Source organism: Rhizobium tibeticum (genome assembly GCF_900110205.1).
Taxonomy (GTDB): domain Bacteria; phylum Pseudomonadota; class Alphaproteobacteria; order Rhizobiales; family Rhizobiaceae; genus Rhizobium; species Rhizobium tibeticum.
Window position 1 is genome coordinate 243,372 of the sequence record NZ_FOCV01000001.1, and the last position, 26,263, is coordinate 269,634.

20 protein-coding genes, 1 tRNA gene and 3 pseudogenes are annotated in these 26,263 nt (G+C 60.0%); 10 read left to right on the forward strand and 14 right to left on the reverse strand.

All coding sequences use genetic code 11. The annotated features are described in order from the left end of the window. Positions 1–4: 4 nt before the first annotated feature. The 3 genes from BSG20_RS01210 to BSG20_RS01220 form a co-directional block, all read right to left on the reverse strand. Positions 5–1,048 carry a M48 family metallopeptidase gene (locus BSG20_RS01210; protein WP_072370810.1) on the reverse strand — a complete coding sequence of 348 codons (1,044 nt, stop codon included), beginning with the start codon at positions 1,046–1,048 and terminating at the stop codon, positions 5–7. Then, positions 1,038–2,129, reverse strand: coding sequence for a YjgN family protein (locus BSG20_RS01215; protein WP_072370813.1), 1,092 nt, complete (start codon positions 2,127–2,129; stop codon positions 1,038–1,040). The genes BSG20_RS01210 and BSG20_RS01215 overlap by 11 nt, the downstream gene beginning before the upstream one ends. A gap of 153 nt (positions 2,130–2,282) precedes the next feature. After that, positions 2,283–3,779 (reverse strand): CoA-acylating methylmalonate-semialdehyde dehydrogenase, encoded by a 1,497-nt coding sequence (locus BSG20_RS01220; protein ID WP_072370816.1) that lies wholly within the window; start codon positions 3,777–3,779, stop codon positions 2,283–2,285. Between the two features lie 191 nt (positions 3,780–3,970). Here BSG20_RS01220 and BSG20_RS01225 point away from each other — a divergent pair, with 191 nt between their 5' ends. After that, positions 3,971–4,285 carry a putative quinol monooxygenase gene (locus tag BSG20_RS01225; protein ID WP_072370819.1) on the forward strand — a complete coding sequence of 105 codons (315 nt, stop codon included), beginning with the start codon at positions 3,971–3,973 and terminating at the stop codon, positions 4,283–4,285. Next, on the forward strand, positions 4,282–5,163 hold the full coding sequence (locus BSG20_RS01230; protein WP_072370822.1) for a LysR family transcriptional regulator: 882 nt from the start codon (positions 4,282–4,284) through the stop codon (positions 5,161–5,163). Before BSG20_RS01225 ends, BSG20_RS01230 begins: the two co-directional genes overlap by 4 nt. 22 nt (positions 5,164–5,185) lie before the next feature. Here the strand turns inward: BSG20_RS01230 and BSG20_RS01235 are convergent, their stop codons facing one another. The 3 genes from BSG20_RS01235 to BSG20_RS01245 all read right to left on the reverse strand — a co-directional run bounded on the left by BSG20_RS01235 (position 5,186) and on the right by BSG20_RS01245 (position 6,670). After that, complete coding sequence (locus BSG20_RS01235; protein ID WP_072370825.1) at positions 5,186–5,653, reverse strand: DUF4174 domain-containing protein; 468 nt, start codon at positions 5,651–5,653, stop codon at positions 5,186–5,188. A gap of 65 nt (positions 5,654–5,718) precedes the next feature. Next, positions 5,719–6,183 (reverse strand): hypothetical protein, encoded by a 465-nt coding sequence (locus tag BSG20_RS01240; protein WP_072370828.1) that lies wholly within the window; start codon positions 6,181–6,183, stop codon positions 5,719–5,721. 241 nt (positions 6,184–6,424) lie between these two features. Then, on the reverse strand, positions 6,425–6,670 hold the full coding sequence (locus tag BSG20_RS01245) for a helix-turn-helix domain-containing protein (protein ID WP_024312958.1): 246 nt from the start codon (positions 6,668–6,670) through the stop codon (positions 6,425–6,427). A gap of 719 nt (positions 6,671–7,389) precedes the next feature. Between BSG20_RS01245 and BSG20_RS01250 the strand changes: the two are divergent. The 4 genes and pseudogenes from BSG20_RS01250 to BSG20_RS37200 all read left to right on the forward strand — a co-directional run. Then, positions 7,390–8,037 (forward strand): annotated as a pseudogene (locus BSG20_RS01250) (inorganic phosphate transporter); the annotation flags it as partial. A gap of 61 nt (positions 8,038–8,098) precedes the next feature. Further along, complete coding sequence (ppk2, locus tag BSG20_RS01255; protein ID WP_072370831.1) at positions 8,099–9,016, forward strand: polyphosphate kinase 2; 918 nt, start codon at positions 8,099–8,101, stop codon at positions 9,014–9,016. 262 nt (positions 9,017–9,278) lie between these two features. Next, positions 9,279–9,404, forward strand: a pseudogene (locus tag BSG20_RS37195) (3-oxoacyl-ACP reductase); the annotation flags it as partial. Continuing rightward, positions 9,401–9,853 (forward strand): annotated as a pseudogene (locus BSG20_RS37200) (RidA family protein); the annotation flags it as partial. The pseudogenes BSG20_RS37195 and BSG20_RS37200, both read left to right, overlap by 4 nt. 61 nt (positions 9,854–9,914) lie before the next feature. Here the strand turns inward: BSG20_RS37200 and BSG20_RS01270 are convergent. Further along, positions 9,915–9,991 (reverse strand) — tRNA-His (locus tag BSG20_RS01270). Between the two features lie 127 nt (positions 9,992–10,118). Continuing rightward, positions 10,119–10,568, reverse strand: coding sequence for a phasin (locus BSG20_RS01275; RefSeq protein WP_072370836.1), 450 nt, complete (start codon positions 10,566–10,568; stop codon positions 10,119–10,121). Between the two features lie 214 nt (positions 10,569–10,782). Between BSG20_RS01275 and BSG20_RS01280 the strand changes: the two genes are divergently transcribed. Beyond that, entirely contained in the window at positions 10,783–14,526 is a 3,744-nt protein-coding gene (locus BSG20_RS01280) for a PAS domain-containing sensor histidine kinase (protein ID WP_072371119.1), read from the forward strand. A 383-nt stretch (positions 14,527–14,909) separates the two neighbouring features. On the opposite strand, the gene BSG20_RS01285 is transcribed toward BSG20_RS01280, so the two are convergent. Next, a complete protein-coding gene (locus BSG20_RS01285; protein WP_072370839.1) occupies positions 14,910–16,862 on the reverse strand; it encodes an acetoacetate--CoA ligase in 1,953 nt (650 codons plus the stop codon). Between the two features lie 159 nt (positions 16,863–17,021). Here BSG20_RS01285 and BSG20_RS01290 point away from each other — a divergent pair, with 159 nt between their 5' ends. Further along, the gene (locus BSG20_RS01290; protein WP_072370841.1) at positions 17,022–18,902 is read left to right on the forward strand and encodes an AsmA family protein; all 1,881 of its coding nucleotides are present in this window, start codon (positions 17,022–17,024) and stop codon (positions 18,900–18,902) included. Here BSG20_RS01290 and BSG20_RS01295 read toward each other — a convergent pair whose 3' ends face one another. The 5 genes from BSG20_RS01295 to BSG20_RS01315 all read right to left on the reverse strand — a co-directional run bounded on the left by BSG20_RS01295 (position 18,903) and on the right by BSG20_RS01315 (position 24,514). Then, entirely contained in the window at positions 18,903–19,721 is an 819-nt protein-coding gene (locus BSG20_RS01295; protein ID WP_037114085.1) for an ABC transporter permease, read from the reverse strand. It abuts the gene before it with no gap. Positions 19,722–19,723: 2 nt separating this feature from the next. Beyond that, positions 19,724–20,635 carry an ABC transporter permease subunit gene (locus tag BSG20_RS01300; RefSeq protein ID WP_072370845.1) on the reverse strand — a complete coding sequence of 304 codons (912 nt, stop codon included), beginning with the start codon at positions 20,633–20,635 and terminating at the stop codon, positions 19,724–19,726. A gap of 2 nt (positions 20,636–20,637) precedes the next feature. Next, on the reverse strand, positions 20,638–21,780 hold the full coding sequence (locus tag BSG20_RS01305) for an ABC transporter ATP-binding protein (protein ID WP_072370848.1): 1,143 nt from the start codon (positions 21,778–21,780) through the stop codon (positions 20,638–20,640). Positions 21,781–21,871: 91 nt separating this feature from the next. Then, a complete protein-coding gene (locus BSG20_RS01310) occupies positions 21,872–22,972 on the reverse strand; it encodes a polyamine ABC transporter substrate-binding protein (protein WP_072370851.1) in 1,101 nt (366 codons plus the stop codon). A 129-nt stretch (positions 22,973–23,101) separates the two neighbouring features. After that, a complete protein-coding gene (locus BSG20_RS01315) occupies positions 23,102–24,514 on the reverse strand; it encodes a helix-turn-helix domain-containing protein (RefSeq protein ID WP_072370854.1) in 1,413 nt (470 codons plus the stop codon). A 191-nt stretch (positions 24,515–24,705) separates the two neighbouring features. On the opposite strand from BSG20_RS01315, the gene aceA reads away from it, so the two are divergent. Next, complete coding sequence (gene aceA, locus BSG20_RS01320) at positions 24,706–25,995, forward strand: isocitrate lyase (RefSeq protein WP_072370856.1); 1,290 nt, start codon at positions 24,706–24,708, stop codon at positions 25,993–25,995. A 22-nt stretch (positions 25,996–26,017) separates the two neighbouring features. After that, positions 26,018–26,254, forward strand: coding sequence for an SMc00767 family acetate metabolism repressor (locus BSG20_RS01325; protein ID WP_007530190.1), 237 nt, complete (start codon positions 26,018–26,020; stop codon positions 26,252–26,254). Positions 26,255–26,263 lie beyond the last annotated feature (9 nt).

Consider the following 26,263-nt stretch of genomic DNA (forward strand, 5'->3'; position numbering starts at 1 on the left):
TTTTTCAGTCCGAACCCGCCCGATATTTCAGAATGGCGTCCTTGCGGTCCGGCGTTCCCGGATGGGTGGACAGCATGCTTGTTCTGGAATGATCCGCGAGCTTCTCTTCGAGCGCGTCGAAGAAGCGAACAAGCGCAACCGGGTCCATTCCTGCGTTGCGCATGAGATCGACCGATCGCCTGTCCGCCTCGCTCTCCGCCGCGCGAGAGTAAGATAGCGCCAGCAATCCGCCGCCTTGCGTCAAGACATCTTCGACGCCGGAGCCGACATCGCCGGCGATCAGCATGACCAGACCGGCCACGCCCGCCGCACGATAGATTTGCCGCAGGCTGTGCTTGCCTTCGACATGACCGACCTCGTGCGCCAGGACAGCGGCGAGCATCTCGTCGTCCCCGCCGGCAAGCGCCACCAGTTCGTCGGTGATCACGATGTTCCCGTCAGGCAACGCAAACGCGTTTGGTCCGATCAGGCCGCCTACGCGAAAGTTCAACTTGTAGCTCTCACCCTCTGCTCCCGAGGCAACGCGCTCGAACCGCTCCACAATGATCTTCTGCCTGTGCTCGGAAAGGCGGGTCGGCGCGAGAGCGGTCTTGTCGAGCGTGCTGAGTGCGCCGGACGAGATCAGTTCCGGCACGATCGGCGGCGTCACGAGGACTGCCAGTTCGACAAGGGCCGGAAGCGCGTAGCGATAGATGCCAACGCCCAGCAAGATGACGAGAAGCGCGAAAACCAGGATGCGCGGATGGAGTTTCTCAAGGCGATAGGCACAGCTGACGGATTTGTGCCCACTCGAGCGGAGATAGTGGTCTATTGCGTCGTTATCCGCGGTTTCAAAAACGGAGCCGTCGGCAAAGATGATCCGGCGCGGAATGGCGCCAACGCGCGAACTGAAGGACAAGGCGGAGACGACACTTACGGAAAGCGCCACCCCATCCGCGCCAATAGCGATCAGTTCGCCGGTTCGCGGCACCAATGCGGCGGCGGCCGACCGACTGGAATGTGCCGGATACCAGTCGCCGCGGGCGATGACTTCGCTGTCAGAAGCCAAAATCGAACCCCTCCATACTGAGGTATTCCGAGCCCACTGCCGCTCCGGTTGCCTCGATGGCCGTCGCGACATCACCGATTTCTCCCTCGACCCGAATTGCCGTGTGCTCGACGATATAACGCGCCAGGCGCACCGCAGCCCATGGCCGCATGAGACCAAGCGTGCAGATTATGACGAGCAGATTCGAAATGGCGATCCAGGCATAGCGCCTGCGACCGAGATCGCTTTTCAGCTGATGGCGCCCGTCGATGGTCATGGATGACCAGACGATGTTGTGAACCGCAGCCCGATAGACGAGTGCCGCCAGGCCATAGACGATGAACACGCCAAACAGCGCGAGATAGACAAGGCCGATAATCGCGGCGCCCGTTTGAGGATCATCCGCTGCTCCGTCATCAAGCAATGGAGCGGCGGCACCCAAGGCGCCCAAGCCGATCACTCCCAACACGACACCGCCAAGCAGAACCATCAAAGCCGGGATGAGGAGTGCACCGTAAAGCGAGCCGATCCGCGGATCCGTATGGAAGGGCCGATCGCCGTAGCGAAGATTGTTGAAGACATAGCGATTCAGCCAGCGGCTCGAGAACGGTGCGAGCAGGCCGAACGACACGACAGCCAGCAGGCTTCCGAGGATGACTGTGGCGAACGCCCCTCCGGCACCGCCGACGAAATCAAACCGGACGTTCCGGTAGCTGGCAACGCGGGCATTGAACCGCAGGCCGCGCATGATCAGCCACGGCAGCGCAACCAGAATGACGAGCGTTGTGACAAGCGAAAGAAGCGGGTTGATCGTGGTAATCACGTTGATGATCACCAGGCCTACGAAGACAACGGCTCGACCAAGGAAAATCTGCTTGCCCGTCGCGTGGTATTCAAAGGCGCGCCCGAGCAGGACCGTATTGCCGTAGAAGTATCGATTGCGCCGAACTTTCGCCCAGGCGGAATAAATGCCGATCGTGACGATTGTCAGAAGTACGTTGACGATCCAGATACCGAAATATTCAGACGCACTGCCGGTGAATTTCGCGCGTACAAACGGGTTCGCTGGGGCTTCCGCCAGCATTTGATTCTTAAAGAGCATGTGTTTTCCCTACCCCCGGCCAGTCGTACTGACGGCTCGAGGTCGGACCCTAGCTATTCGGTCGCGGATTGAGAAGCGCGCACGCTCGAATTCAACAACTTAAAAGCGCAAATTGGGGGCCTAAGCCCCCAATTCAATAACGTCGTTGTTCGCTTACTTCATCGTCGGCATGACGAATTCGGCGCCGTCCTTGATACCCGAGGGCCAGCGTGCGGTGATCGTCTTCGTCTTGGTCCAGAACTTGATCGAGTCCGAACCGTGCTGGTTGAGGTCGCCGAAGCTCGATGCCTTCCAACCGCCGAAGGAATGGTAGGCAAGCGGAACCGGGATCGGAACGTTGATGCCGATCATGCCGATATTGATGCGCGAGGCGAAGTCACGGGCGGCATCGCCATCACGGGTGTAGATCGCGACGCCATTGCCATATTCGTGCTTCATCGGCAGATCCAGGGCTTCCTCGTAGTTCTTGGCGCGAACGACTGAGAGGACCGGCCCGAAGATCTCGGTCTTGTAGATATCCATGTCAGGCGTGACATGGTCGAACAGCGTGCCACCGACGAAATAGCCGTCCTCGTAGCCCTGCAGCTTGAAGCCGCGGCCATCGACGACGAGCTTTGCACCCTGCTCCACGCCACGGTCGATAAGCCCGTTGACACGGGTATAGGCTTCCTTGGTGACGAGCGGACCCATGTCGGCCTTCTCGTCAGTGTAAGGACCGATCCGGAGCGACTCGATCTTCGGCGCCAGCTTCTCGACCAGGCGATTGGCCGTATCCTCACCGACCGGGACGGCGACCGAGATCGCCATGCAGCGCTCGCCGGCAGAGCCGTAGCCTGCGCCCATCAGAGCGTTGACGGCCTGGTCCATGTCGGCGTCGGGCATGATGATCATGTGGTTCTTCGCGCCGCCGAAGCACTGTGCGCGCTTGCCGTTCATGGCAGCCGTTCCATAGACGTAGCGGGCAATCGGCGTGGAACCGACGAAGGAGACCGCGCCGATATCCGGATCCGTCAGGATGGCGTCGACCGCAGCCTTATCGCCGTTGACCACGTTCAGGATGCCTGCCGGGAGGCCAGCCTCAATCATCAGTTCTGCAAGACGAAGCGGTACGGACGGGTCGCGCTCGGACGGCTTCAGGATGAAAGCGTTGCCGCAGGCAATTGCCGGCGCGAACATCCACATCGGGATCATGGCCGGGAAGTTGAACGGGGTGATGCCCGCACCGATACCGACCGCCTGACGCATCGAATACATGTCGATAGCAGGGCCGGCGCCTTCCGTGAATTCACCCTTCTGCAGATGCGGAATACCGCAGACGAATTCGCAGACTTCAAGACCACGGACGATGTCGCCCTTGGAATCTTCGACAGTCTTGCCGTGCTCGGTGGACAGAAGCGTCGCGAGTTCATCCATGTGCTTGTTCAGCAGCTCGACGAACTTGAAGAAGACGCGGGCGCGGCGCTGCGGGTTCGTGGCTGCCCACTTCGGCTGAGCGGCCTTGGCGTTCTCGACGGCGGCGCGCAAATCCTCGACGCTTGCCAGCGCCACAGTCGCCTGAACTTCGCCGGTTGCCGGATTAAAGACGTTGCTGGTGCGGCCGCTGGTGCCAGCGACATGCTTACCGCCGATGAAATGACCAATCTCACGCATAGGTGCTCCTCCTGTTTTTTGGATGGCCAACAATCGCACTTCAATTTGCACAAATCAATGAGCTAAGATAAGCAACCGTTGCGCATGAATTGAAGCTCAGCCACCAGAGCCGATGCTTCTCCCAAGTTCTATTCCGAGGCTTGGCCCGGCATGCAGCGGGCAAGCCTAACTCAAGAGGAGGCCGTACTTCAATGAGCGGCAAACTTGTCGTCAGAATGGCGGAGCTCGAGATCGATCCGGACCAGCTTGAGGCCTATCGCGCTCTATTGGCTGAGGAGATCGAGGCATCTGTCACATTGGAGGACGGCGTCCTTTCCCTGAATGCGGTCTCCATCAAGGATAGTCCGCACAAAATCCGCATCCTTGAAGTCTATGCGAGCTCGAAGGCGTACGAAGTGCATCTGAGGACGCCGCATTTCCTCAAATATAAGAGCGGAACCGCCGGGATGGTGACGTCGCTGACATTGGTCGATGTCGAACCCGTCATGATGCGAGCAAAGCCATGAACTGGGACGACGTCCGCATCTTCCTCGCGGTTGCTCGTACCGGGCAAATCCTTGCCGCGTCAAAAAGGTTGGGGCTCAACCACGCCACGCTCTCACGGCGGCTCACCTCGTTGGAAGAGGCGCTGAAGAGCCGCCTTTTCGTCCGCCGCACAAACGGCTGCGAGCTGACGGCGGAGGGCGAAGTTTTCCTCGCATCTGCGGAGCGGATGGAAACCGAAATGCTGTCCGTGCAGGCCAATCTCGGCCGCACCGATACGGCGATCGCGGGGACGGTGCGTGTCGGGGCGCCTGACGGTTTCGGCGTTTCCTTTCTCGCGCCCCGCACGGGCCGCCTGATCGAACGCCATCCGGAACTGAAGATCCAGCTCGTGCCGGTACCGCGGTCCTTCTCGCTGTCGCAGCGTGAGGCGGATATCGCCATCACGCTGGAGCGGCCCGAACAGGGCCGCCTCGTCTCGGCCAAGCTTACCGACTACACGCTTGGTCTCTACGCCTCGCGAAGCTATGCCGAGCTCAACGGCCTGCCTGCTGACGCAGAGGGCCTGAAGCAGCACCGGAGGATCGGCTATGTCGAGGATCTGATCTTTTCCCAATCGCTGAACTTCACCGGCGAGGTGATGCGCAACTGGAACGCCTCCTTCGAGATTTCCTCGGCGACCGGGCAGACGGAAGCTGTACTTTCGGGCGCCGGGATCGGGATCCTGCACGATTATATTGCCCGGCAGCATCCCCAACTGGTACGCATTCTGCCGGATATTTCGATCCGACGGGCATACTGGACGACGTTTCACGAAAGTGCGCGTGAACTCGTGCGGGTACGCACCGTTTCCGATTTCCTGCAGGAACTCGTCGCTGCCGAGCGCCACATATTCCTGTGATGTCGGCTCAGCAGTACAAGGATCAGTGGCGCGTCTCAGGCTCTTCGCTCGTCTGCTGCTTCTCTGCGGCAACTTCTGCTGCGCGCACCGGCATGCCATCGATGATGGCGAACAGTTCGCCTCTGGTGATAGGCTCGCTGACCTTGAGCTTCACCGTCCCGTCCTTGCCCACGAGAAAAGCCGCGAACTCTCCGACGGTGGGATCGCCCACTTCGCCTGCAATCGCCGCAGCATCGAGATTTTCGCCGGCTCCGAAGAGGACCCTCACACTGCCGCCGGCAATCTTGAGAATGACGATATCGCGTTCCTGCAAAGCATCGCGATTGGCGAGAAGCTGATTTTCCTGGCGCGCAGCTCGCGCGTTTTTCTCGTCGGCGAAGACGACTAGGACGCGGTTGCGCCACTGGAATTGCTCGAGGCTTGCGATGGCGGAATAAGCGCTATTGTCTTCGTCCACCTTGGTCGCACCATATAGAAGCGTTTTAGACATGTATATTTCTCCTATCGACGGAACGTCTAGGGAGCGGGAGCGGTTCCATCCGCCAGGCATGCGGCTCAGTTGCGCCAGGACGTCCGCAATTGCCAAAAAGCGCCGACGAGCACCAGCAGCAAGGGAATGCTGCCGTAGGACAAGGAGACTTGCGCCAATTGATCCAACCTTTGCGAAGGTTCATCAACTGACGCCGCATCCTGCATAAGGCTTGAGCCGAGAGCATATGCGCCGCGTGAGACAGCCACGAACGCAATGATCAATCCGGCCATGTCGATGAAGCGAGCGTGTGCCCGCATGCCATCGATGACAACGGTCGCAAGGCCGCAGAGAAATGCCACCGGCAAGAGATAAGCGGCCCCGCCGAGCAGCTGAAAATCCCCGAGAACGATATCGCCCGGTTCGCTGGTGAAGCTGACCTTCAGGATCGGCAGCAAGACCGCGAGAATGGAAAGGACGGCAAGCGCGCCGCGCTTGATAAATTCGTTCAAATCAATCCGCGTGGCGCCAATGCGACGAACCCGGCTCATTCTACCTCCCCGATACAGGAATCCGCCGCAGCGCACAGGCGCTCGGCTCTTCGAGGGACATTTGCTATGAAATTGCTAACGCACCGCACAATCAGCGACGGTAAAACTACCCTTTGCGGGGCAAAAGCATTCAGCCTGTTCGGAGGGGATAGTTAAAAGGAAATGAAGGAGGTCGTTTCAGGCACTTTGAAGGAGAGGCAAGGCCAGGCGGGCAAATGCCTGCCCGGCCCTGAGGTCATGATCACATCGGAACCAACGATGAGAGCGGCACCTGCAATGCAGCGGCGATCCGCTTGAGCTTGGCGGGATCAGCATCCTCGCCACCCTCGATTTCCTCAATCTCATTGACGACCAGGCCGCAGGTCACTGCGAGGTCATCGACGCTATAGCCGACTGCCTCACGAGCGGCACGTACAGCAGCGGCTACATTCATGGCCGAAACGGCGGTAGCCTTGGATGCATCCAGATTGCTGAGCGAAATGGACATTTAAGTCTCCTTCTGAAATCACTCTGAATTAGCCCCCGGCGGGAAAATGGCACTCTCGATCACGAATTGCAATGCAGTATGGTTAATCCGTGATCGACGAGAGCCCGGCGACAGGAGCGCGGTTAAGGTCGCAAAACTTCGTTGCCCTTTGTAAGCAAAGCATATTTGCCTGACCGCCTCGTCCCGAGCGTAGAGGCAGCCATGTGTCCAAATAACGTCTCGCACGCGGCGATTTGTCACCTATTTTTGGGCGTCCGCATGGGCTTGAGGACGAATCATTGCGATCGAAATTGGGCAAATGAGACCACAAGGTTCGGGCGATGAGGCTTCGGTCAAAGCGCATCGGCGAAAGCCGAAGCGTCGCCGGATTTACTTCGAAAGCGCAAGACATTTTCCGAAGCAAGTCTGGCAGCAGCTGACATAGGTCGGATCCAACGATATCGCCAGGTCAGAGGATCATGCGAACGCGTGGCCCGAAGATCACGCCCCCGCGGATCGATTTAGTAGCAAAGAATGAACAAAGCGCGGCAAGAACATGGCCGAGCCGCGTCCCAATAGCGATATCGCAATTTACTATGTCTAATCCATTGACGAACGCACGTATAAAGCGAGCAATTCTTCAAACTCAGTGCACGAGCCACGCACCCAATGTCACAGGAGGTTCATTCTAGAGGAATAGACCCGACTAAGGACCAGTCGAGATGGGAGCGAGCCGGAAGATGACAATAGTTCAGGGTGAAGAACATCGTCATGATCGTCCCAGCCATCCACTTGAGGGGACAAGCTCAGGAAGATGGTTCGTCCCCGTATTCTTGATCCTGCTTCTCGTAGGACTTGGCTATGTTGCCTATGCTCTCGGCCGGGACCTGACGAGCGCAGTTGCCGTTCCCTGGATCCTGCTCGGGATCGCGCTGCTAATTGCCCTTGGCTTCGAATTTGTAAACGGCTTCCATGACACCGCCAACGCGGTTGCCACCGTCATCTATACCCGCTCGATGCCGGCGGAACTGGCCGTCATCTGGTCCGGCTTCTTCAATTTCCTCGGCGTCCTGATGTCGAGCGGCGCCGTCGCCTTCGGCATCCTGGCGCTTCTGCCGGTAGAATTGATCCTGCAGGTCGGCTCGGGATCGGGCCTTGCAATGGTCTTTGCGCTGCTTCTGGCAGCGATCGTCTGGAACCTCGGCACCTGGTATCTCGGCCTTCCCTCATCGAGCTCGCATACGCTCGTCGGCTCGATCACGATGGCCACGAACGGCTCGGGGCTTCAGTGGTCGACGGTGAGGAACATGATGATGGCCTGGATTCTGACGCTGCCAGCCTCGATCATGATCGCCTTTCTTCTATTTGTCGTCTTGCGCCAATTGGTCTGAGGCCGGCTAGGTAACTGTATTTCAAATCTTGCCACGAACGCATCGAGGGGAAACGTCCATGAACAACATATCCGACAACAACCAGTCCGATTGGCTCGAGGCCGAACTGGCCGACACCATCGACGAGGACTATGAGCTGGAGCTCTCGGAGCCGGCGCTCTCCGACGCGATCCGCAAAATCTACCGCAACGCGCACCCGGCATCGATTCCGCGGCTCGACTATTTTCGTGCGCTGCTGTCGCTGCAGGCAGAGCTGATCAAGCTTCAGGATTGGGTGGTCTACAACAAGGAGAAGGTCGTCGTGATCTTCGAGGGCCGCGATTCCGCGGGAAAGGGCGGCGTGATCAAACGCATCACGCAGCGCCTCAATCCGCGCGTCGTTCGCGCCGTCGCATTGCCCGCCCCTTCTGACCGCGAGAAGACGCAGTGGTACTTCCAGCGCTACGTGCCGCATTTGCCTGCCGGCGGCGAAATCGTTCTCTTCGACCGCTCCTGGTACAATCGCTCCGGCGTCGAGCGGGTCATGGGTTTTGCGACCGAGGATCAGGTCGACCAATTCTTCAACGACGTGCCGGAGTTTGAGCGCATGCTCGTCCGCTCGGGCATCAGGCTCGTTAAATACTGGTTCTCCATTACCGACGAAGAACAGCAGATGCGCTTCCTTGTGCGCATCCACGACCCGCTGAAGCAGTGGAAGCTCTCGCCGATGGACCTGCAATCGCGCGTCCGCTGGGAAGGCTATACGAAGGCAAAGGAAGAGACCTTCGCGCGCACCAATATTCCCGAAGCGCCTTGGCATATCGTCGAAGGCAACGACAAGAAGCGGGCGCGGTTGAACTGCATCGATCACCTGCTGCGGCAGATCCCCTATGGCGATGTTCCGCACGAGGAAATCACGCTGCCGGACCGCGTCTTCAATCCCGACTACGAGCGCAAGGTATTGCCGCCGCAGCTTTATGTTCCATCGAAGTATTGATCGATAAACGCTTCCTGGCGGACGGCCCATGCGTCCGTCCGTCAGTCCCGAGCGCGGTCATCGAAGCGGCGTCCACCCCCGGGCTTTTCCAGCGCTTCAGCTCCTCCAGGAAGACCTGCAGCTTCGACGGAAGAAACCGTCGGGTGGGAGAGACTAGGTGAAAACCGTCGGCGGCGACCATTCCGGAAGGACGCGGACGAGATCGCCGCTGGCAATCTGATCCTCGCAACAATTTGAAGGCAGCAGCCTGATCCCGTGTCCGCTGCAGGCAAAGACGGGCATCTCCAGCGTCGACGAAATCGTCGATGCGGTACTGTTTCTGACGAAGGTTCCGCGCATGACAGGGGAGGTGCTGACCGTCGACGGCGGCGCACATTTGGGCAAATGGCAACGCCTGGCAAAGCGTCCACCGCTGGCGCAGTAACGGCGGCTGAAAGATCTCGGAATTACGCTACCTCCGGCGCTAACGCCCTTGGCAATTACGTGGAAAGCGTGAAGATCGGCAATCTCCTCTATCTGAGCGCAATGTTGCCCGTCGTCGGTCACGGCCGCAAGTCATCGGTCGCGTCGGCGCGCGCTATCGGCGAAGGATGGACGAAAGGCGGCCGAAACTGCCGCCCTGAGCGCTCTTACGGCGATCCGGGCGCATCTCGGATCGCTCGACAAAGTGACTGCGGTGGCAACGCTTGGCTCTACATTGGGACGCGAGGCGATTTCCGCGACCTCCGACCCTCGCCAAGGTCTTCGGGGTCGGACATGCTTTCGGGCCGAGTGGTCATTGGCCTCGTCAGCATTCCGCTCGGCCTGCCTGTCGAGATCAAGTTGGTCGTCCCGGTCGCGCGAACGAACGCGATGAGCTTCGCATTGGGAATGCACATATTTACGAGAGGGAGAAGAATGGTACGGTTGGGGGGTCTCGAACCTCCGACCTCAGGTGCCACAAACCTGCGCTCTAACCAACTGAGCTACAACCGCACAAATCGCGTCCGACGCGACGGGGGTCACATACGAGGACTTGCAAATTAATTCAAGCCCTATCTCTCCCCAATATACAAAAAGGCCGGACAAATGGTCCAGCCCCTTCGTGTATCGTGTCGAAAAATCAGGCCGTCTTGAAGGAGGCCATGACCTTTTCAGCTGCTTCCTTGGAAGGCTTCGCGAGCTTTTCGGCAACCTGCTTGGAGGTTTCCTGCATGGTCTTGGCCTGCTCGATCGTCAGCTCGACCTGCTTGCGCAAGAAGGTGGTCTGCAGCTCGACGAGTTCGGCGACCGACTTGACTGCAAGCAGCGCTTCCATATGCGTAAGCGAGTTTTCAGCGTTCGTGCGCAGAGCGTCGATCGCCTTGTGGCCGATCTCAATGGCGCCTGCCTGGGCGGTCTGAACAGTCGCTTCGAGCGTCTTGCTCGCTTCTTCGCCAGCGGTCTTCATCTTCGTGTAGGCTTCACGCGACTGCTGCGCGCCCTTTTCTGCGAAATCGCGGAAGGATTCAGTGAACTTGGAAGGGTCAAGAGACGACATTGAAAAAACGTCGTCCATCTTTATGCTAGCCATTGGTTTGCGCTCCTTTTGCCTCGGCATGCGTGATTGCCTCGTAGGTTAGATGTTTATTATATAGCGCAGATTTTTGTGCATTGCAACATGTTTGTGCGACGCACAACGCGTTAACCTTTCCAGCCGAAAACCGGGCGCTGTTCTGGACCCAATTCCGGCCTATCGTTATTAATAGACTATTAATTTCACAATGACCGAAGCTGAAGGTTCGATCATGCCCACAGTCCAATATCCGTTCATCGACATCGCCGTGCATCCACGCGTGCGGGAACGTTTTTCGCGTGGCGAAGCTATGGTCCTGCTGTCGGCAGATCTCGGCCGCGCGCTCTGGGCAAACGGCGCCGGCGCCGAACTCTTCGGGCAATCGGCAGTCTACGACCTGCTTGACCAAGGCATAGACGGGGCCGACATCACCTTTCGCCAGCTCGAGGCGACGGCACGGCAGCTTGCAGATGTCGGCGACAGCCGCAACTTCGTGATCCGTATTGCCAGGGGCTTCCAGCGCGTTGCCGCACAGGCGACAGTCGAACTGATCCGCCTTTCCTCGGGCGAGCGAGCTGTTCTTCTGTCCCTGCCGATTGCGACCCGCACCCTCTCGATCAAAGCCTCCGCACAACAGATGCTCAAGGGACTGGACGACCCCGATACGCATATGGCCGTGATTGGCGCTAACGGCGAGATCATCGCCGCCTCGCCCGGCTTTGCCGCGCTCGGCGTCACGCAGCAGACCGCCAAGGCCATGACGACGCTCGCCAGCGATCATGCCGACCGATTGGTGAAACGACCCGTCGCCACCGGCAAAGGCTACCTTCCGGCGGCCGTCGGACGACTCAGTGACGAGCCGGTGCTCAATCTGCTTTTCGCCGTTGAAACCGTCATCGGGCATCTCGACCCGATCGACGCGCCGGCGCCCACAGACGACTTATCCACAGCCGCCGTTAACCATAACGAGGCGCCACACGCCGCAAGCTTCGTCGACGCGATCGATGCCATTGCCGGCATCGAAGACATGGAAGAGCCTCCCGAAAAGGACATCCATGAGAGCGACGCAGCCGAAGCGATGACCACGGAAGCTGTCGCAATCGCCGAAGCAGCGATGGACGCTGAGCCAGCACCTGAGGAGGTCAGCCGGGAAGACGAACCGCTGCCGGCGGTGGCGACGGACGACGCAGTCGAACAGTCCTCCCTAGAACACACGGAGGCACATGCAATCGAGACCACGACGGACGGCCTGAGGGATGAACCCGCTGTGACCGCCCTAGACGATGAAGCAGTGGCCGCCGCAGTCCAAGATAGTCCGGCGGAGGCACCAGTTGCCGGAAACGTCGCGGCAGCCGATCAGGATGCCGTCGTCGCGCTTGACACAGAGCAGTCGGAGCCCGAAACGGTCGCCAAGGCGGGCGTCTTCGTTTTCAATCCGAACAGTCGCGCAACCCGTTTCGTCTGGAAGATCGACGCGGCAGGACGGTTCAGCGAAGTGTCGAATGAATTTGCCGAGGCGGTGGGGCCGCATGCGGCTGACATCATCGGCACTCCGTTCAGCGATATTTCGGCGCTCTTCAACCTCGATCCGGAAGGCAAGATCAGCGAAGCCCTGGCGCGCCGCGACACCTGGTCGGGCAAGACGATCAACTGGCCGATCGAAGGAACCAGCCTGGCTGTGCCGGTCGACCTCGCGGCTCTACCCACTTACACCCGAAGCCGGGAATTCGACGGCTTTCGCGGCTTCGGCGTCGTGCGCCTGTCCGATGCCGCCGAAGATCCCTTGGCGCTCGGACTGACACTTGGCGCGCACGGCATCATCAATGACGTGGCAGCACTTGATCAGCCGGTCGAAGCCTCCGAAGACACCGCGTTGTCGGCGCTCGCCGATGAAGTGGCGACCAGCGACCCGACAATGTCGGAGACAGTCGCCCCCGCTTCCGAGCCGCCTACAGAAGTGGCCGCAACCGCCGAAACTGACATCGAGACGACGACCGAGCCGACAAAGCCACAACCACCTGCAGAGCCTCCGGCCCTGCGGATCGTCGAAAATCCAAGCCGCCGCCTGACCGACAAGATCGTGCAACTCCACGGCGCCGGACCGCAGCTCACCTCCGCCGAGCAGGCAAATTTCCGCGAGATCGCCAAGCGTCTCGAAGCCTTTGGCGTCCGCGAGCCGGAACCGCGCGACGACGAGCCTGCGGTGAGCGAGACTGAAGACCGCGACCTCCCGGCAATGGAGATGCCGACGGTCGGCACGCACGATGATGATTCACCCGCGTTCCAAGACGACATCATCGACGCCTCGTCCGAAGTAGAACAAACCGACGAGGCACAGGGTGTAGCTGACGAACCTGAGACGATCGATGCGACCTCCGCCTCCGACGACGGTGTGACCGAAGGGCTGGAAGAAACCGTCAGCCAAATGGACATGCTGGCGAGCTTCATCCCGCCGCGCGCCAAAATGGCCACCGGGTTATCCGCCGCCACGATCGACCAGTTGCCCGTCGCCGTCCTCGTGCATGCGGGCGACCAGTTGATCCACGCCAACCCGGAATTCATGCGACTGACTGGCTACAAGACGCTGGAGGAACTGAGCGAGGTCGGCGGTATCGATGCACTGCTGCAGCGCTCCGAGCTCGAAGGAAGTGCCAGCCGTGCCGGCTCGATGATGCTGGTAACGGTCGATGATAGTCTCGTTCCGGTTACGGCGCGGCTGCAGTCCATTCGCTGGGAGGAAAGCAGTGCCTTGATGCTCGCGCTGATGCCGGCAGCAATCGACGCGGCGGTTCCCGCGCGTCCCGCACCGCCCGCAGAGCCCCGCTCCTTCGACAGGATGCTGGAGAAGGTCGCCAAGCTGCAGGTGGAAGTCGAAGAACTGCGTTCGATCCTGGAGACGGCAACCGACGGGGTCGTGACAATTGGCGCCGAAGGCGACATCCGCTCGATGAATCGCTCGGCGAGCGCGCTGTTCAACTACGACGAAGAAGAAACCCGCGGGAAGCCGTTCGTCATGCTCTTTGCGCATGAGAGCCAGAAGGCTGTGCTTGATTACCTCGGCGGTCTGTCAGATCACGGTGTCGCAAGCGTGCTCAACGATGGCCGGGAAGTCATCGGCCGCGAGGCCGGCGGCGGTTTCGTGCCGCTCTTCATGACGATGGGACGTCTCACCTCCTCCAGCGGCTATTGCGCGGTCATTCGCGACATCACCCAGTGGAAACGCACGGAGGACGAACTGCGCAGCGCCAAGAGCGCAGCCGAGACCGCCAACGAACACAAGACCGATTTCCTCGCGCGGGTCAGCCACGAAATCCGCACGCCGCTGAATGCGATCATCGGCTTCTCCGACATGATGGCAACCGAGCGTTTCGGTCCGATCGGGCATCCGCGCTATGTCGAATATGCCAACGACATCGGTCGGTCCGGACGCCATGTTCTCGATATCGTCAACGATCTGCTCGACATCTCGAAGATCGAGGCCGGTGAAATGGACCTGGATTTCAGTGCCATTGATCTCAACGAGGCGGTTTCCGAGGCGGTTTCGCTGCTCCAGCCGCAGGCCAACAGCCAGCGCGTAATCATCCGCACCGCCCTCTCCCAAGCCGTGCCTGATGTCGTTGCCGACCTTCGTTCGATCAAGCAGATCGCGCTCAACATCCTCTCCAACTCTATACGCTTCACGCCGGCGGGTGGGCAAATTGTCGTTTCCACCTCCTACGAGGCAAACGGCAGCGTCGTACTGCGACTGCGCGATACCGGCGTCGGCATGACCCGGAGCGAACTCGACCAGGCCATGAAGCCGTTCCGTCAGGTTTCGGCACAGTCGCGCCACCGTGGCGACGGCACGGGGCTCGGCCTGCCGCTGACCAAGGCGATGGTCGACGCTAACCGGGCAATCTTCGCGATCAGCTCCGCACCCAATGAAGGCACGCTGGTCGAGATCGCCTTCCCGTCTCAGCGGGTCCTGGCAGGCTGAATCGGGATTGGGGGAAGCCTCTGGGCTTCACCCCTCCCACACCACCCGGCATGCGCGTCCGCACCGGGCGGTTCGAGGAGTTGAGGTTTGCCTGCATTCGGTTTGTCCTGTCGCGGGCGGTGGGACTTGCACCCACAAGAGTGCGCCCATGCAGGGCGCACACAAAAAAAGGCAGCCCAAAGGCTGCCTGAGAGTTCGGGTGCTGTTCAACAAGGGCTTAGGCAATCTAACATCATGTTTTGGGAGCCACAGGCTCCGGCTGCCTCGTTCATATGCAGCCCCAAGTTAGATTTACTTCTGACCAACGTTTATTAACGAAAGGTTGCCGCAGCCTTCAATCTCTCAAAGGTGAAAGCTTGTAATCGGCCGGCGCGGTCCGTCGGTCACACGCGCAATTCCGCAAGCCCCGCAAAGAGTTCCAGCGCCTCCGGATTGGCGAGGGCCTCCTTGTTCTTCACCGCCCGGCCGTGGACGATCTCGCGAACCGCAAGCTCGACGATCTTTCCGGACTTGGTGCGGGGAATATCGCTGACGGCGATGATCTTTGCGGGAACGTGACGTGGCGAGGCGCCGGTGCGAATCCGGTTCTTGATCGCCTTCACCAACTCGTCGGTAAGGGCTGCGCCGGGCGCCAGACGCACGAAGAGAATCACGCGGACATCGTCATCCCATTCCTGGCCGATGCAGAGCGCCTCCGCGACCTCGCCCATCTGTTCGACCTGGTTGTAGATCTCCGCGGTTCCAATGCGGACGCCGCCAGGATTGAGCGTGGCGTCGGACCGTCCATGGATGACGATGCCGCCGTGCTCGGTCCATTCGGCGAAGTCGCCGTGGCACCACACATTGTCGAAACGCTCGAAGTAAGCCGCCTTGTACTTCGCGCCGTCGGGATCGTTCCAGAACATCACAGGCATCGACGGAAAGGCCTTTGTACAGACGAGCTCGCCTTTCTCCTGGCGCACCGGCCGGCCCTCGTCGTCCCACACATCCATTGCCAGGCCGAGGCCCGCCCCTTGGATTTCGCCACGCCAGACCGGCTGTAAGGGATTGCCGAGAACGAAGCAGGAGACAATGTCGGTGCCACCCGAAATGGAGGCGAGCTGCACGTCTTGCTTGATGCCTTCGTAGACAAAGGTGAAGCCCTCAGGCGAGAGCGGCGAGCCTGTGGACGTCATCAGCCGAAGACTGGATAGGTCGTGGCTCGTGCGCGGTGTCAGCCCGCTCTTGCGAACCGCGTCGATATATTTCGCCGACGTGCCGAAGACGGCAAACTTCTCGGCTGCCGCAAAATCGAAGAGGACGTTGCCGTCTGGCGCGAAAGGTGAACCGTCGAACAGGCAAAGCGTGGCGCCCGCAGCCAAACCGCTCACCAACCAATTCCACATCATCCAGCCACATGTGGTGAAATAGAAAAGCTTCTCCCCAGGCTGAATTCCGCAATGCAGCCGGTGTTCCTTGAGATGCTGCAACAATGTGCCGCCGGCGGAATGAACGATACACTTCGGAACGCCGGTCGTTCCCGACGAGAAGAGAATATAGAGAGGGTGCGAGAATGGCAGGCGTACAAACTCGACAGAACGCGGTTCGAACGGCGCGGTGAAGTCTTCCAGTGTCTTCGCGCCGGGCGTCTCGTTGACGACGGCAGAGGCATCGCCGGCATAGCGAACGACGAGGCATGGGGCGCCAAGTTGCTTTGTCACAGTCGCCACCTTGGCCTTCACGTCCTGCAGCTTGCCGCCATACCAATAAGCGTCGCAGGTGATGAAGAGCTTCGGCTCGATCTGACCAAACCGATCAAGTACACCCTGCTCCCCGAAGTCTGGCGAACAGGACGACCAGATTGCGCCGATCGAAGCGGCCGCAAGCATGCAGGCCACCGTTTCCGGCATGTTCGGCATCATCGCCGCAATCCGATCTCCAGAACCTATACCCATTGCCTTGAATGCTTGCTGTAGCCTGGAAACCAGACTACGGAGCCTGTCCCAGCTCCAGCGATCGGCAACCTTGTCCTCCCCCCGAAAGATCAGTGCATCGCCTACACCTTCTCCGGAAAGCAGGTTCTCGGCAAAATTCAGGGTCGCGTCGGGGAAGAAGCGTGCATCGAGCATGGCATCGCCGTTGAGGAGCGCAGAAGTTCCGCGCTCGCCCTTGACGCCGCAGAATTCCCAGACTGATGTCCAGAAGCGCTGCCTGTCAGCGACCGAAAAGGCGTGCAAATCGTCATAGCCTGCCAGTGAGAGCCCAAAGTCGCGATTGCACTTCTGCATGAAGGCATACATCGGACTTGCCTCGATCGATGCTCGCGAGGGCACCCAAAGTGGCTTATCGTCGCGCATTCGACACTCCTCCTGTTCGTTCGCCTATATACCATGCAATATCAGCTTATAAAGGGAGTGACGAGCACAGCCAGCGGCGTGCATTTGCAAGCTGGCGGCATTTGATATATCCGGCCTTTCAGAGCACTAGGGCAGTGGCCGAAGAGACTGGCGGATTGTATGGGGACGTCACGACAACCGCGATGGCGGAGAAAAATCAGGCCTGTGACCCGCTGGCTGCCGAGCTTTGCGAGGCTGGCCACGGTCACCCTGCTTGTCGTGCTGTCGATCTTCGTGGCACTTCGTGTCGCCGCCCCCTACCTGATTTCCACCGGCCTCGTTCGCTCTGGCATTGAGGATGCGCTCTCCAATTGGGCCGGCTATCGTGCGGAGATCGCCGGCAAACCGGTGATAGAATTCTGGCCGACGCCTCGCATCACCCTCAGCAAGATTTCGGTTCATCAGCAAGGCAACGGCAACAAGCTCCTGGGAACGATTGAAAGCCTATCTGCTGAGTTCAGCCTAATTGATGCGATCAGGGGGCGTGCGAGCTTCCACGAGTTCCACCTTCTCCGCCCCAACTTGCAGCTTACCCGCGAAAGCAGCGGCGTGATCGACTGGACCAATGAGGGGCTTCTGGCGCGGGCGATTGCAGGCGCACGCGAAGAAGGTGGGAGAGAGGTCCTCGACAAAAAACTGGATGCCAGCGTCGGCGCCATTACCGTTGAGGACGGGACGGTCGATGTCGCCGATGTCGCAAGCGGCCGGACCTACCGTTTCGACGGCGTGACCGCCGACGTGAGCTGGCGCAAACTATCGAGTCCGATCACTGCCGTGCTGATCGCACGGACGAGCGGACAGGACCTCAAACTCGATTTCTCGTCCCCCAGCCCGCTGCTCATCTTCGGCGGCAACAAGGCCGAAATGAGCGCATCGCTGACCTCGAGCCTGCTCACGGCACGGTTCCAGGGATTGGCGAACATTTCGCACTTCTTCGACCTTGCCGGCAACATGTCCCTCAGCATCGGCGATGTTCCTGCTCTTCTGACATGGGCCGACCGTTCACTGCCCGGTCTCGCGACCCTAAAGACCTTCGCGATTGAGACCGATGTCGCTTCGGTTCCGAACGGATTTCGCTTCGACAATGTCAGCATGAGCATGAACGGATCGAATGCGAGGGGTGTGATGGACGTGGCCTTTCCGCCAGGCAAACGCGCCAAGCTTGGCGGCACGCTGGCTTTCGACCAGATGAACTTCAGATCGCTGTTCGATGCGTTCATACTTCGCCTGGCGGCCGGAGAAGCAAACGGGCCACCAGATGGCGGTGCGCTGCAGAAGCTGGATCTCGACCTCCGACTTTCCGCGAAACAGGCGCTGATCGAGCCTTTCACGCTTTCGGATGTCGGCGCGAGCATCATCGTTTCCAGCAACGAGGCGAAGTTCGACATCGGCGACAGCCAGTTTGAAGGTGGCGCGCTGTCCGCTCATCTAGAGGCGATGCGCGGGGATTTCGACGGCGGCGGCAAGCTGCAACTGTCGATCCGCGGCGCCGACTTTGCCGGCTTGATCGAGCGGCTTCAGCTAAAGGGACCACTTCCCCTTGCCACCGGCTCTCTCGACATGTCGCTCAAGACAACAATGCCGCTCTGGAAGGCCGGCGCGGGCGACGTGACCGGCAGGATCGCCTTCCGCGCGCGCTCGGGCTCGCTTCCGGGCTTCGATGCGGAGGCCGTACGCGAAGAGGCCGCGCGCGCCGACTTCTTCCCTTTGAATGCGGTATCCCACCGAGCCTTCGCCTTCGACAAGTTCGACATCGCCGCCGATCTCGCGGATGGCGCGGCGACAATCCACGGCGGACGGATCGAGGGACCGCAGCAGACGTTAATCCTTTCCGGCGTCATCCCGTACCAATCGAACGGATTGGCATTGTCGGGAACGATCGAAGCGACGGACCCGACGGCGTCAACGAGCTTCCCGCCTCTGCCGTTCTTCGTTGGCGGCGCCTGGCCCGAGCCGGTCATCTCGCCGGCTCCCGTCACGCAGCAGGGATCGACTAAGTAATCACGGCGCGTTTGCCGCTGCACGCTCATCGCGCTCGCGCTGCAGTTCGCGGCGTTTCGTGATCAAAGAGGCGCAAATGACGCCGATCGCCACGATCCCGATCAGAATGGTGCAGACTGCGTTGATTTCGGGCGTTACCCCGAGGCGGACCTGGCTGTAGATCTTCATCGGCAGCGTCGTCGCTCCGGGACCGGAGGTGAAGCTCGCGATGACGAGGTCATCCAGCGACAATGTGAAGGCGAGAATCCAACCGGAGAGCACCGCAGGCGCAATGATCGGCAGCGTCACTTCGAAGAAGGTCCTCACCGGCGGTGCGCCGAGATCCTGTGCCGCTTCCTCGATCGAACTGTCGAAGCTCAGCAGTCGCGACTGCACGACGACGGCAACGAAGCACATGGTCAGTGTCGTATGCGCCAGTGTGATCGTCCAGAAGCCGCGGTCGAGGCCGATCGCCACGAACAGCAGCAGAAGCGACAGGCCGGTGATCACTTCAGGCATGACCAGCGGCGCGTAGACCATGCCGGAAAACAACATCCGCCCGCGGAAGCGCGTGTAGCGCACCAGCGTGATTGCAGCGAGCGTTCCAAGGATCGTCGCCGCGGTGGCCGAGAGTATGCCGACGCGAACAGTTACCCAGGCGGCATCGAGCAAAGCCTGATTGTGCAGGAGCGAGGCGTACCATTTGGTCGAAAAGCCGCCCCAGACAGTCACGAGCTTCGACTCGTTGAAGGAAAACACGACCAGAAGAACGATCGGCAGATAGAGAAACGCGAAGCCGAGCGCGACGGAGGCGACGTTGAAGCGGGTCCATCTCAACATGTCTATCTCCCTTGCTCGTCGGCCTTGGCCTGCGCGTTCTGGAAGAACACGATCGGGATCACCAGGATCAACAGCAGGATCGTCGCCACCGCCGAGGACACCGGCCAATCGCGGTTGGCGTTGAACTCGTTCCACAGCGTCTTGCCGATCATCAGCGTCTGCGATCCGCCAAGCAGGTCGGGGATAACGAATTCGCCGACCGCCGGGATAAACACCAGCATGCAGCCGGCCACGACGCCGGGCAGCGACAGCGGGAAGGTGACGCGCCAGAACGCGGTGATCGGCGTGCAACCGAGATCCTGCGCGGCTTCGATCAGGGTGCCGTCCATCTTCTCCAGCGAGGAATAGAGCGGCAGGATCATGAACGGCAGATAGGAATAGACGATGCCGATATAGACCGCGACATTCGTGTTCAGGATGATCAACGGGCTGTCGATGACATGCAGCGACAGCAGCAGCTGATTGAACAACCCCTCCGGCTTCAGGATTGCGATCCAGGCGTAGACACGGATCAGGAAACTCGTCCAGAACGGCAGGATGACGAGCATCAGCAGTGTCGGGCGGATGGTGCGTGGAGCCTGGGCCATGCCATAGGCGATCGGATAGGCAATGAGCAGCGTAAGAAAGGTCGATATGCCGGCGATCACCAGACTCGATATGTAGGCGTTCATATAGAGCGGATCATCGATCAGATAGCTGTAGTTCTCGAAGGAGAAGGTGCTCACCTTCTCCCAGAATCCGACCCAGCCGTCGCCAAGGGAAAACACCGGCTCGTACGGCGGCATGGCGATTGCCGTGGTCGACAGCGAGATGCGGAAGACGATGAAGAACGGCGCCAGGAAGAACAGCAGCAGCCAGACATAGGGAATGATTATGACCAGGCGATTGTAGAAGGCGGAACCGAGCTTGCCCATTTTCAATCCTTGAGGAGGACGCCGGCATCCTCTGCGAAAGTGATCCAGACTTCCTGGTCGTAGACGAACGGGTCGTCGACGGCGCGCTGGGCATTCAGGAGCGAGGCTTTCACCACCTTGCCGTTCTTCAACTTCACGTGGAAGATCGTCATATCGCCGAGATAGGCGATGTCCCATAGCTCCCCAGACGCCGCGTTCACCTTCGGATTGGCTGGCGGCTTGCGTGAGACTCTCAGCTTTTCCGGGCGGATCGCAAAACCGACCGACGAGCCCATGGCCGGCTTTTCGGGGGTGATGACGCTGATCGAGAAATCCTCGTCGACGGCGATCTCGACGGTGCTGTCGTTCGCGCTGGCGACCTTGCCGTCGAAGATGTTGACGTCGCCGATGAAGTCCGCGACGAAGCGGGAATTCGGCGCCTCGTAAATCTCGGCCGGCGTCGCGACCTGGATCACCTTTCCGTGGCTCATGACCGCAATGCGATCGGCCATGGTCATCGCCTCTTCCTGGTCGTGTGTCACAACGACAAAGGTCAGGCCGAGGTTTTGCTGCAGATCCATGAGCTCGAATTGCGTTTCTTCGCGCAGCTTCTTGTCGAGCGCGCCGAGCGGTTCGTCGAGCAGCAGCACCTTCGGCCGCTTGGCGAGCGACCGCGCCAGGGCAACGCGTTGGCGCTGGCCGCCGGATAGCTGGTTCGGCTTGCGCGCAGCGAATTTCTCCAGCTTCACCATCTTGAGCATCTGCAGGACGCGCTCGGCGATCTCCTCCTTCGCCATGCCATCCTGGCGCAGACCGAAGGCGATATTCTTCTCCACCGTCATGTGCGGAAAAAGCGCATAGGATTGGAACATCATGTTGACGGGTCGTTTGTACGGCGGCGTTCCGGCGAGGTCGGTGCCGTCGAGGACGATTTCGCCCGAGGTCAGCTGTTCGAAGCCTGCAAGCATGCGCAGCAGGGTCGATTTTCCGCATCCCGAGGCCCCCAGCAGGGCAAAGAATTCGCGATGATAGATGTTCAGCGAGAGGTCGTCGACCGCCGTGAAATCGCCGAACCGCTTCGTGACGTTGTTGAACGAGATGAAGGGCTTCGACACAGGGTCTGCCCACGGTGCAAAGGAGCGGCGGATATTGCCGAGTGACTTCATAGTGTGCCCCGAAGTATATTTTGGAAGCCGACGTTCCCCTGCGATCGGCGCAAGAAAAGGCCCGGACGTTGCCGACCGGGCCTGAATTTCACTACTGGCCGGTGACGACTTTCGTCCAGATCCGGGTCGCGGTGCGTTGCGTTTTCGGATCCCATGGCGTGACGCTATAGAGCTTCTTCATCACGTCCTCGCTCGGATAGACCGACGGGTCTTCGAAGACTGCCTTGTCGATGAACTGCTGCGACGCCTTGTTGCCGTTGGCATAGTAGACGTAGTTGCTGGCCTTAGCGATGACTTCCGGCTTCATCAAGTAGTTGAGGAATTCATGCGCCTCAGCAACATGCTTGGCATCAGCAGGGATCGCCATCATGTCGAACCACATCTGCGCGCCCTGTGACGGAATGGAATAGCCGATCTCCACGCCGTTCTTGGCTTCGGTCGCACGGTTGGCAGCCTGGAAGATGTCGCCGGAGTAACCGAACGCGATGCAGATGTCGCCGTTAGCCAAGGCGTTGATATATTCCGAGGAATGGAACTTGCGAACGAAGGGCCGTACCTTTTCCAGCAGTTCGCCGGCCTTTTGCAGATCGGCCGGCTTGCTCGAATTGGGGTCAAGTCCGATATAGGTCAAGGCCGACGGCATGACGTCCTTCGGTGCATCGAGGACATAGATGCCGCAATCCTTGAACTTTTCCGCGACCTTCGGATCGAAGATTGCTTCAAGGCCCGGTTCCTTTGCGTCTGGTCCAAGGATTTCGGCGAGCTTCTTCTTGTTGTAGCCTATCCCGTTGGTGCCCCACATGTAGTCCACCGCGTATTCGTTACCGGGGTCGTACATGGCGGTGCGCTGCTGGATCATATCCCACATATTGGAGAGGTTCGGCAGCTTGGATTTGTCGAGTTTCTGGAAAACGCCGGCCTGGATCTGGCGCTGCAGGAAATCGCCGCTCGGCACGACCACATCGTAGCCGGTGCCGCCGGCAAGCAGCTTGGTTTCAACCGTCTCGTTGGAATCGAAGGTGTCGTAGATGACCTTGATGCCGGTTTCCTGGGTGAAGTCCTCGAGGATGGAGCTGTCAATGTAATCCGACCAATTGTAGACGTTGACCACACGCTCCTGCGCAAGGGACGGCGCAGCGGCGAACGCGAATACAACGGCGCTTGCTGCAAGTCTTGCGATAGTTGCCCTCATGATATCTCCTGTCTTCTTCTTGTTCGGCGCCGCTTCTGCGGACGCCCTGCCCTCTGGTTTTGCAGGCAGACTAGAAAGGTTTTCGGGAGCCGACAAGCGCAAAAACCAGCAGTCTCAATCATTTCACAGTCATTGAAAATCGAAGCTGCTGAGGCCCGCAACCATCTCATCGAGGCCCAACGGCCGTGTGACGGGCGGCTCGGCGCGCGCAAGGCAACCGCGCCGTTCGCAAAGGCGGCAAGCAGGTCCGATCGCGACCGGCCGCTGAGCCGTTGCAACCTGGCCGTAGACCGATGCTTCGCCGGCAGCAGCTTCGCAGCCGATCAGCAGAGCGGTGCGCCTGACGCGCTCGCAAAACGCCACGTTCGGCCCCTCGAGCGTCCGGGAGACTGTGAGATAGCTGGCGCCATCGGGCATTTCGACCGTTTCGGCAAGAATCTGGCCCGGCTGCAGGAAGGCGGCATGAATGTTCAGCTTAGGACAGCTGCCGCCGAAACGCGAATGCGGGAACCCTTGAGCTCCGGCCCGCCGCAGCCTGTGACCGGCGGCATCAATTTCAATCATGAAGAACGGAATGCCAGATGCGCCGGGTCGCTGCAGCATGACCAGCCGGGTTGCCGCCTGCGCATAGGAAACGCCGAAGCGGGAGCGAAGGGTATCGACATCATATCGGCTGCCCTGGGCTGCAGCGAGAAAGGGCGCGTATGGCATGGCAAGCGCCAGCGCGCCATGACGACAGAGTTCGAAGCGCGCTATCCGCTTTGCCTCCGGCGTCGACAGCGCCAGGCCATCCAGTTCCGCCAGGATCGCATCACGCAAGGCGAGCGTTGCAACCTCGATGGCGATCTCATGCGCCTGATCGGCCGGCGACAGGCGTTCGGAAACGAAGAGCCGCATCGAGTGCCGATCGAAGCGGCGCCGCAGACCCGGCATGACGTGCACCGGAAGGACGCGCACGCTGATGCCGCGCTCCGCCCGCAGCCACTCCTTGAACGTGGTCGGGAGATCGCGCGTCTCGGCAAAGCGTGCCGAGAAGGCCTCGGCCGCATCTTCAAGCTCAGGGAAATACGCCGAGCGCCGCTCGAGGACATCGCGGACCTCGTCGGCCGGAAGCCGCGCACCGGCGAGCGGCATCTGGCCCGCGCCTGCTGTCAGCGACGTCAGATCCGACAAGCGGGCCGCCTGCTCGCGATAAGCGCGATAAAGTTTGATGATGCCGCTTGCCGCGTTGGGCGCAGCTTCTGCGACCTCCACGAGTTCCTGATCGCCGGGAAGTTCGCCGGCCAGGAGTGGATCCGCAAAAATCTCCCTGAGCTGATTGAGGCTGCCGCCGCTCTCGTCCCTCAGCTCCTCCAGATCAACCTTGTAGACCGACGACAGCTTCAGGAGCAGTTGCACCGTCAGCGGCCGCTGATTGCGCTCGATAAGATTGAGATAGGAAGGAGAGATGCCAAGCTCCTCGGCCATCGCAGACTGCGTCAGGCCGAGGCCGTTGCGAATGCGCCGGACCTTCGGTCCCGCAAAAATCTTGCGCTCCGCCATGTAACAATCCTTTACAAAACGCTGCGAACCGGAATTTACAATAATTTACAAATTTACAGAACAACCTTGTCAACCGTTTTGCATCGTAACTCGTTTCTCACCTCGTTTCTATAGATATCTCTGGTTTTCTTCCGTGTTTTGTAAATTCTGTCAATCATCCAAACTGATCCACAATCTGCAAGGAGCATGACATGACAGCATTTGACAAGCTGCACCGAGACGTTTCAACAGAGCGATTCAATGGCATCGAGCGGCCGTACTCGGTCGACGACGTGCGGCGGCTGCGTGGCTCCGTGGAATTGCGTTACACGCTTGCGGAAATGGGCGCCAAGCGGCTGTGGCAGCTTCTACATCAGGATGATTTCGTCAATGCGCTCGGCGCGCTCTCGGGCAATCAGGCGATGCAGATGGTCCGTGCCGGATTGAAGGCAATCTACCTCTCGGGCTGGCAGGTCGCCGCGGATAGCAATACCGCCTCGGCCATGTATCCGGATCAATCACTCTACCCGGCAAACGCCGGCCCTGAACTCGCCAAGCGAATCAACCGGACCCTGCAGCGCGCCGATCAGATCGAGACGTCCGAGCAGAACGGCCTGTCGGTCGAGACCTGGTTTGCGCCGATCGTCGCTGATGCGGAGGCAGGCTTTGGCGGCCCGTTGAACGCCTTCGAGATCATGAAGGCCTATATCGAAGCGGGTGTGGCCGGGGTTCACTTCGAGGACCAGCTGGCGTCGGAGAAGAAGTGCGGCCACCTCGGCGGCAAGGTCCTGATCCCGACTGCGGCACATATCCGCAATCTCGATGCGGCTCGTCTCGCCGCAGATGTGATGGGGGTCGCAACGCTCGTCATCGCCCGCACGGACGCCGAGGCCGCCAAGCTGCTGACATCTGATATCGACGAACGCGACCAACCCTTTGTCGATTATGATGCCGGCCGCACGGTCGAAAGCTTCTATCAGGTTCGCAACGGGCTCGAACCCTGCATCGCTCGCGCCGTCGCCTACGCGCCGCACTGCGACCTCATCTGGTGCGAAACCTCGAAGCCAGATCTGGAGCAAGCCCGCCGCTTTGCCGAAGGTGTGCACAAGGTGTATCCCGGCAAGCTGCTCGCCTACAATTGCTCGCCGTCGTTCAACTGGAAGAAGAACCTGGACGACGCGACGATCGCCAAATTCCAGCGCGAACTCGGTGCGATGGGCTACAAGTTCCAGTTCATCACGCTTGCCGGATTCCACCAGTTGAACTTCGGCATGTACGAGCTCGCCCGGGGCTACAAGGAGCGACAGATGGCGGCGTATTCCGAACTGCAGGAGGCCGAGTTCGCGGCCGAGATCAACGGCTACACCGCGACCAAGCATCAGCGCGAGGTCGGCACCGGTTACTTCGATGCCGTTTCGATGGCCATCACCGGCGGACGTTCGTCGACCACGGCGATGAAGGAATCCACCGAACACGCACAGTTCAAACCAGCGGCAGAATGATTGCACCAAGGAGGAGAATGCCATGCCTACGCTTGCACGCGTCAAGGAACGCGCTGAAGAACAGTCCACCTGCATGACGCCGGATCAGCAGACGACGATCCGCATGCTGGCCAACGACCTGCACCGGCTGAACCAGTCGGTCATGAAAGCGGTCGATGCCGGCGTATCGGTCGAGCTTGTCCGCTCGGCAAGACACCATGGCGGCGACGGGAACTGGGGAGACCTTTTGATCCCCGTCATCGTCGCCGGGCGCAACTGAGCGAGATCA

Coding starts and splice junctions, on each gene's coding strand:
- BSG20_RS01315 (WP_072370854.1), bottom strand. CDS start 24,514: ATGGCGGAGCGCAAGATTTTTGCGGGACCGAAGGTCCGGCGCATTCGC.
- BSG20_RS01230 (WP_072370822.1), top strand. CDS start 4,282: ATGAACTGGGACGACGTCCGCATCTTCCTCGCGGTTGCTCGTACCGGG.
- BSG20_RS01310 (WP_072370851.1), bottom strand. CDS start 22,972: ATGAGGGCAACTATCGCAAGACTTGCAGCAAGCGCCGTTGTATTCGCG.
- BSG20_RS01300 (WP_072370845.1), bottom strand. CDS start 20,635: ATGGGCAAGCTCGGTTCCGCCTTCTACAATCGCCTGGTCATAATCATT.
- BSG20_RS01325 (WP_007530190.1), top strand. CDS start 26,018: ATGCCTACGCTTGCACGCGTCAAGGAACGCGCTGAAGAACAGTCCACC.
- BSG20_RS01225 (WP_072370819.1), top strand. CDS start 3,971: ATGAGCGGCAAACTTGTCGTCAGAATGGCGGAGCTCGAGATCGATCCG.
- BSG20_RS01235 (WP_072370825.1), bottom strand. CDS start 5,653: ATGTCTAAAACGCTTCTATATGGTGCGACCAAGGTGGACGAAGACAAT.
- BSG20_RS01295 (WP_037114085.1), bottom strand. CDS start 19,721: ATGTTGAGATGGACCCGCTTCAACGTCGCCTCCGTCGCGCTCGGCTTC.
- BSG20_RS01245 (WP_024312958.1), bottom strand. CDS start 6,670: ATGTCCATTTCGCTCAGCAATCTGGATGCATCCAAGGCTACCGCCGTT.
- BSG20_RS01275 (WP_072370836.1), bottom strand. CDS start 10,568: ATGGCTAGCATAAAGATGGACGACGTTTTTTCAATGTCGTCTCTTGAC.
- BSG20_RS01240 (WP_072370828.1), bottom strand. CDS start 6,183: ATGAGCCGGGTTCGTCGCATTGGCGCCACGCGGATTGATTTGAACGAA.
- BSG20_RS01215 (WP_072370813.1), bottom strand. CDS start 2,129: ATGCTCTTTAAGAATCAAATGCTGGCGGAAGCCCCAGCGAACCCGTTT.
- ppk2 (WP_072370831.1), top strand. CDS start 8,099: ATGAACAACATATCCGACAACAACCAGTCCGATTGGCTCGAGGCCGAA.
- BSG20_RS01290 (WP_072370841.1), top strand. CDS start 17,022: ATGGGGACGTCACGACAACCGCGATGGCGGAGAAAAATCAGGCCTGTG.
- BSG20_RS01305 (WP_072370848.1), bottom strand. CDS start 21,780: ATGAAGTCACTCGGCAATATCCGCCGCTCCTTTGCACCGTGGGCAGAC.
- BSG20_RS01280 (WP_072371119.1), top strand. CDS start 10,783: ATGCCCACAGTCCAATATCCGTTCATCGACATCGCCGTGCATCCACGC.
- BSG20_RS01220 (WP_072370816.1), bottom strand. CDS start 3,779: ATGCGTGAGATTGGTCATTTCATCGGCGGTAAGCATGTCGCTGGCACC.
- aceA (WP_072370856.1), top strand. CDS start 24,706: ATGACAGCATTTGACAAGCTGCACCGAGACGTTTCAACAGAGCGATTC.
- BSG20_RS01285 (WP_072370839.1), bottom strand. CDS start 16,862: ATGCGCGACGATAAGCCACTTTGGGTGCCCTCGCGAGCATCGATCGAG.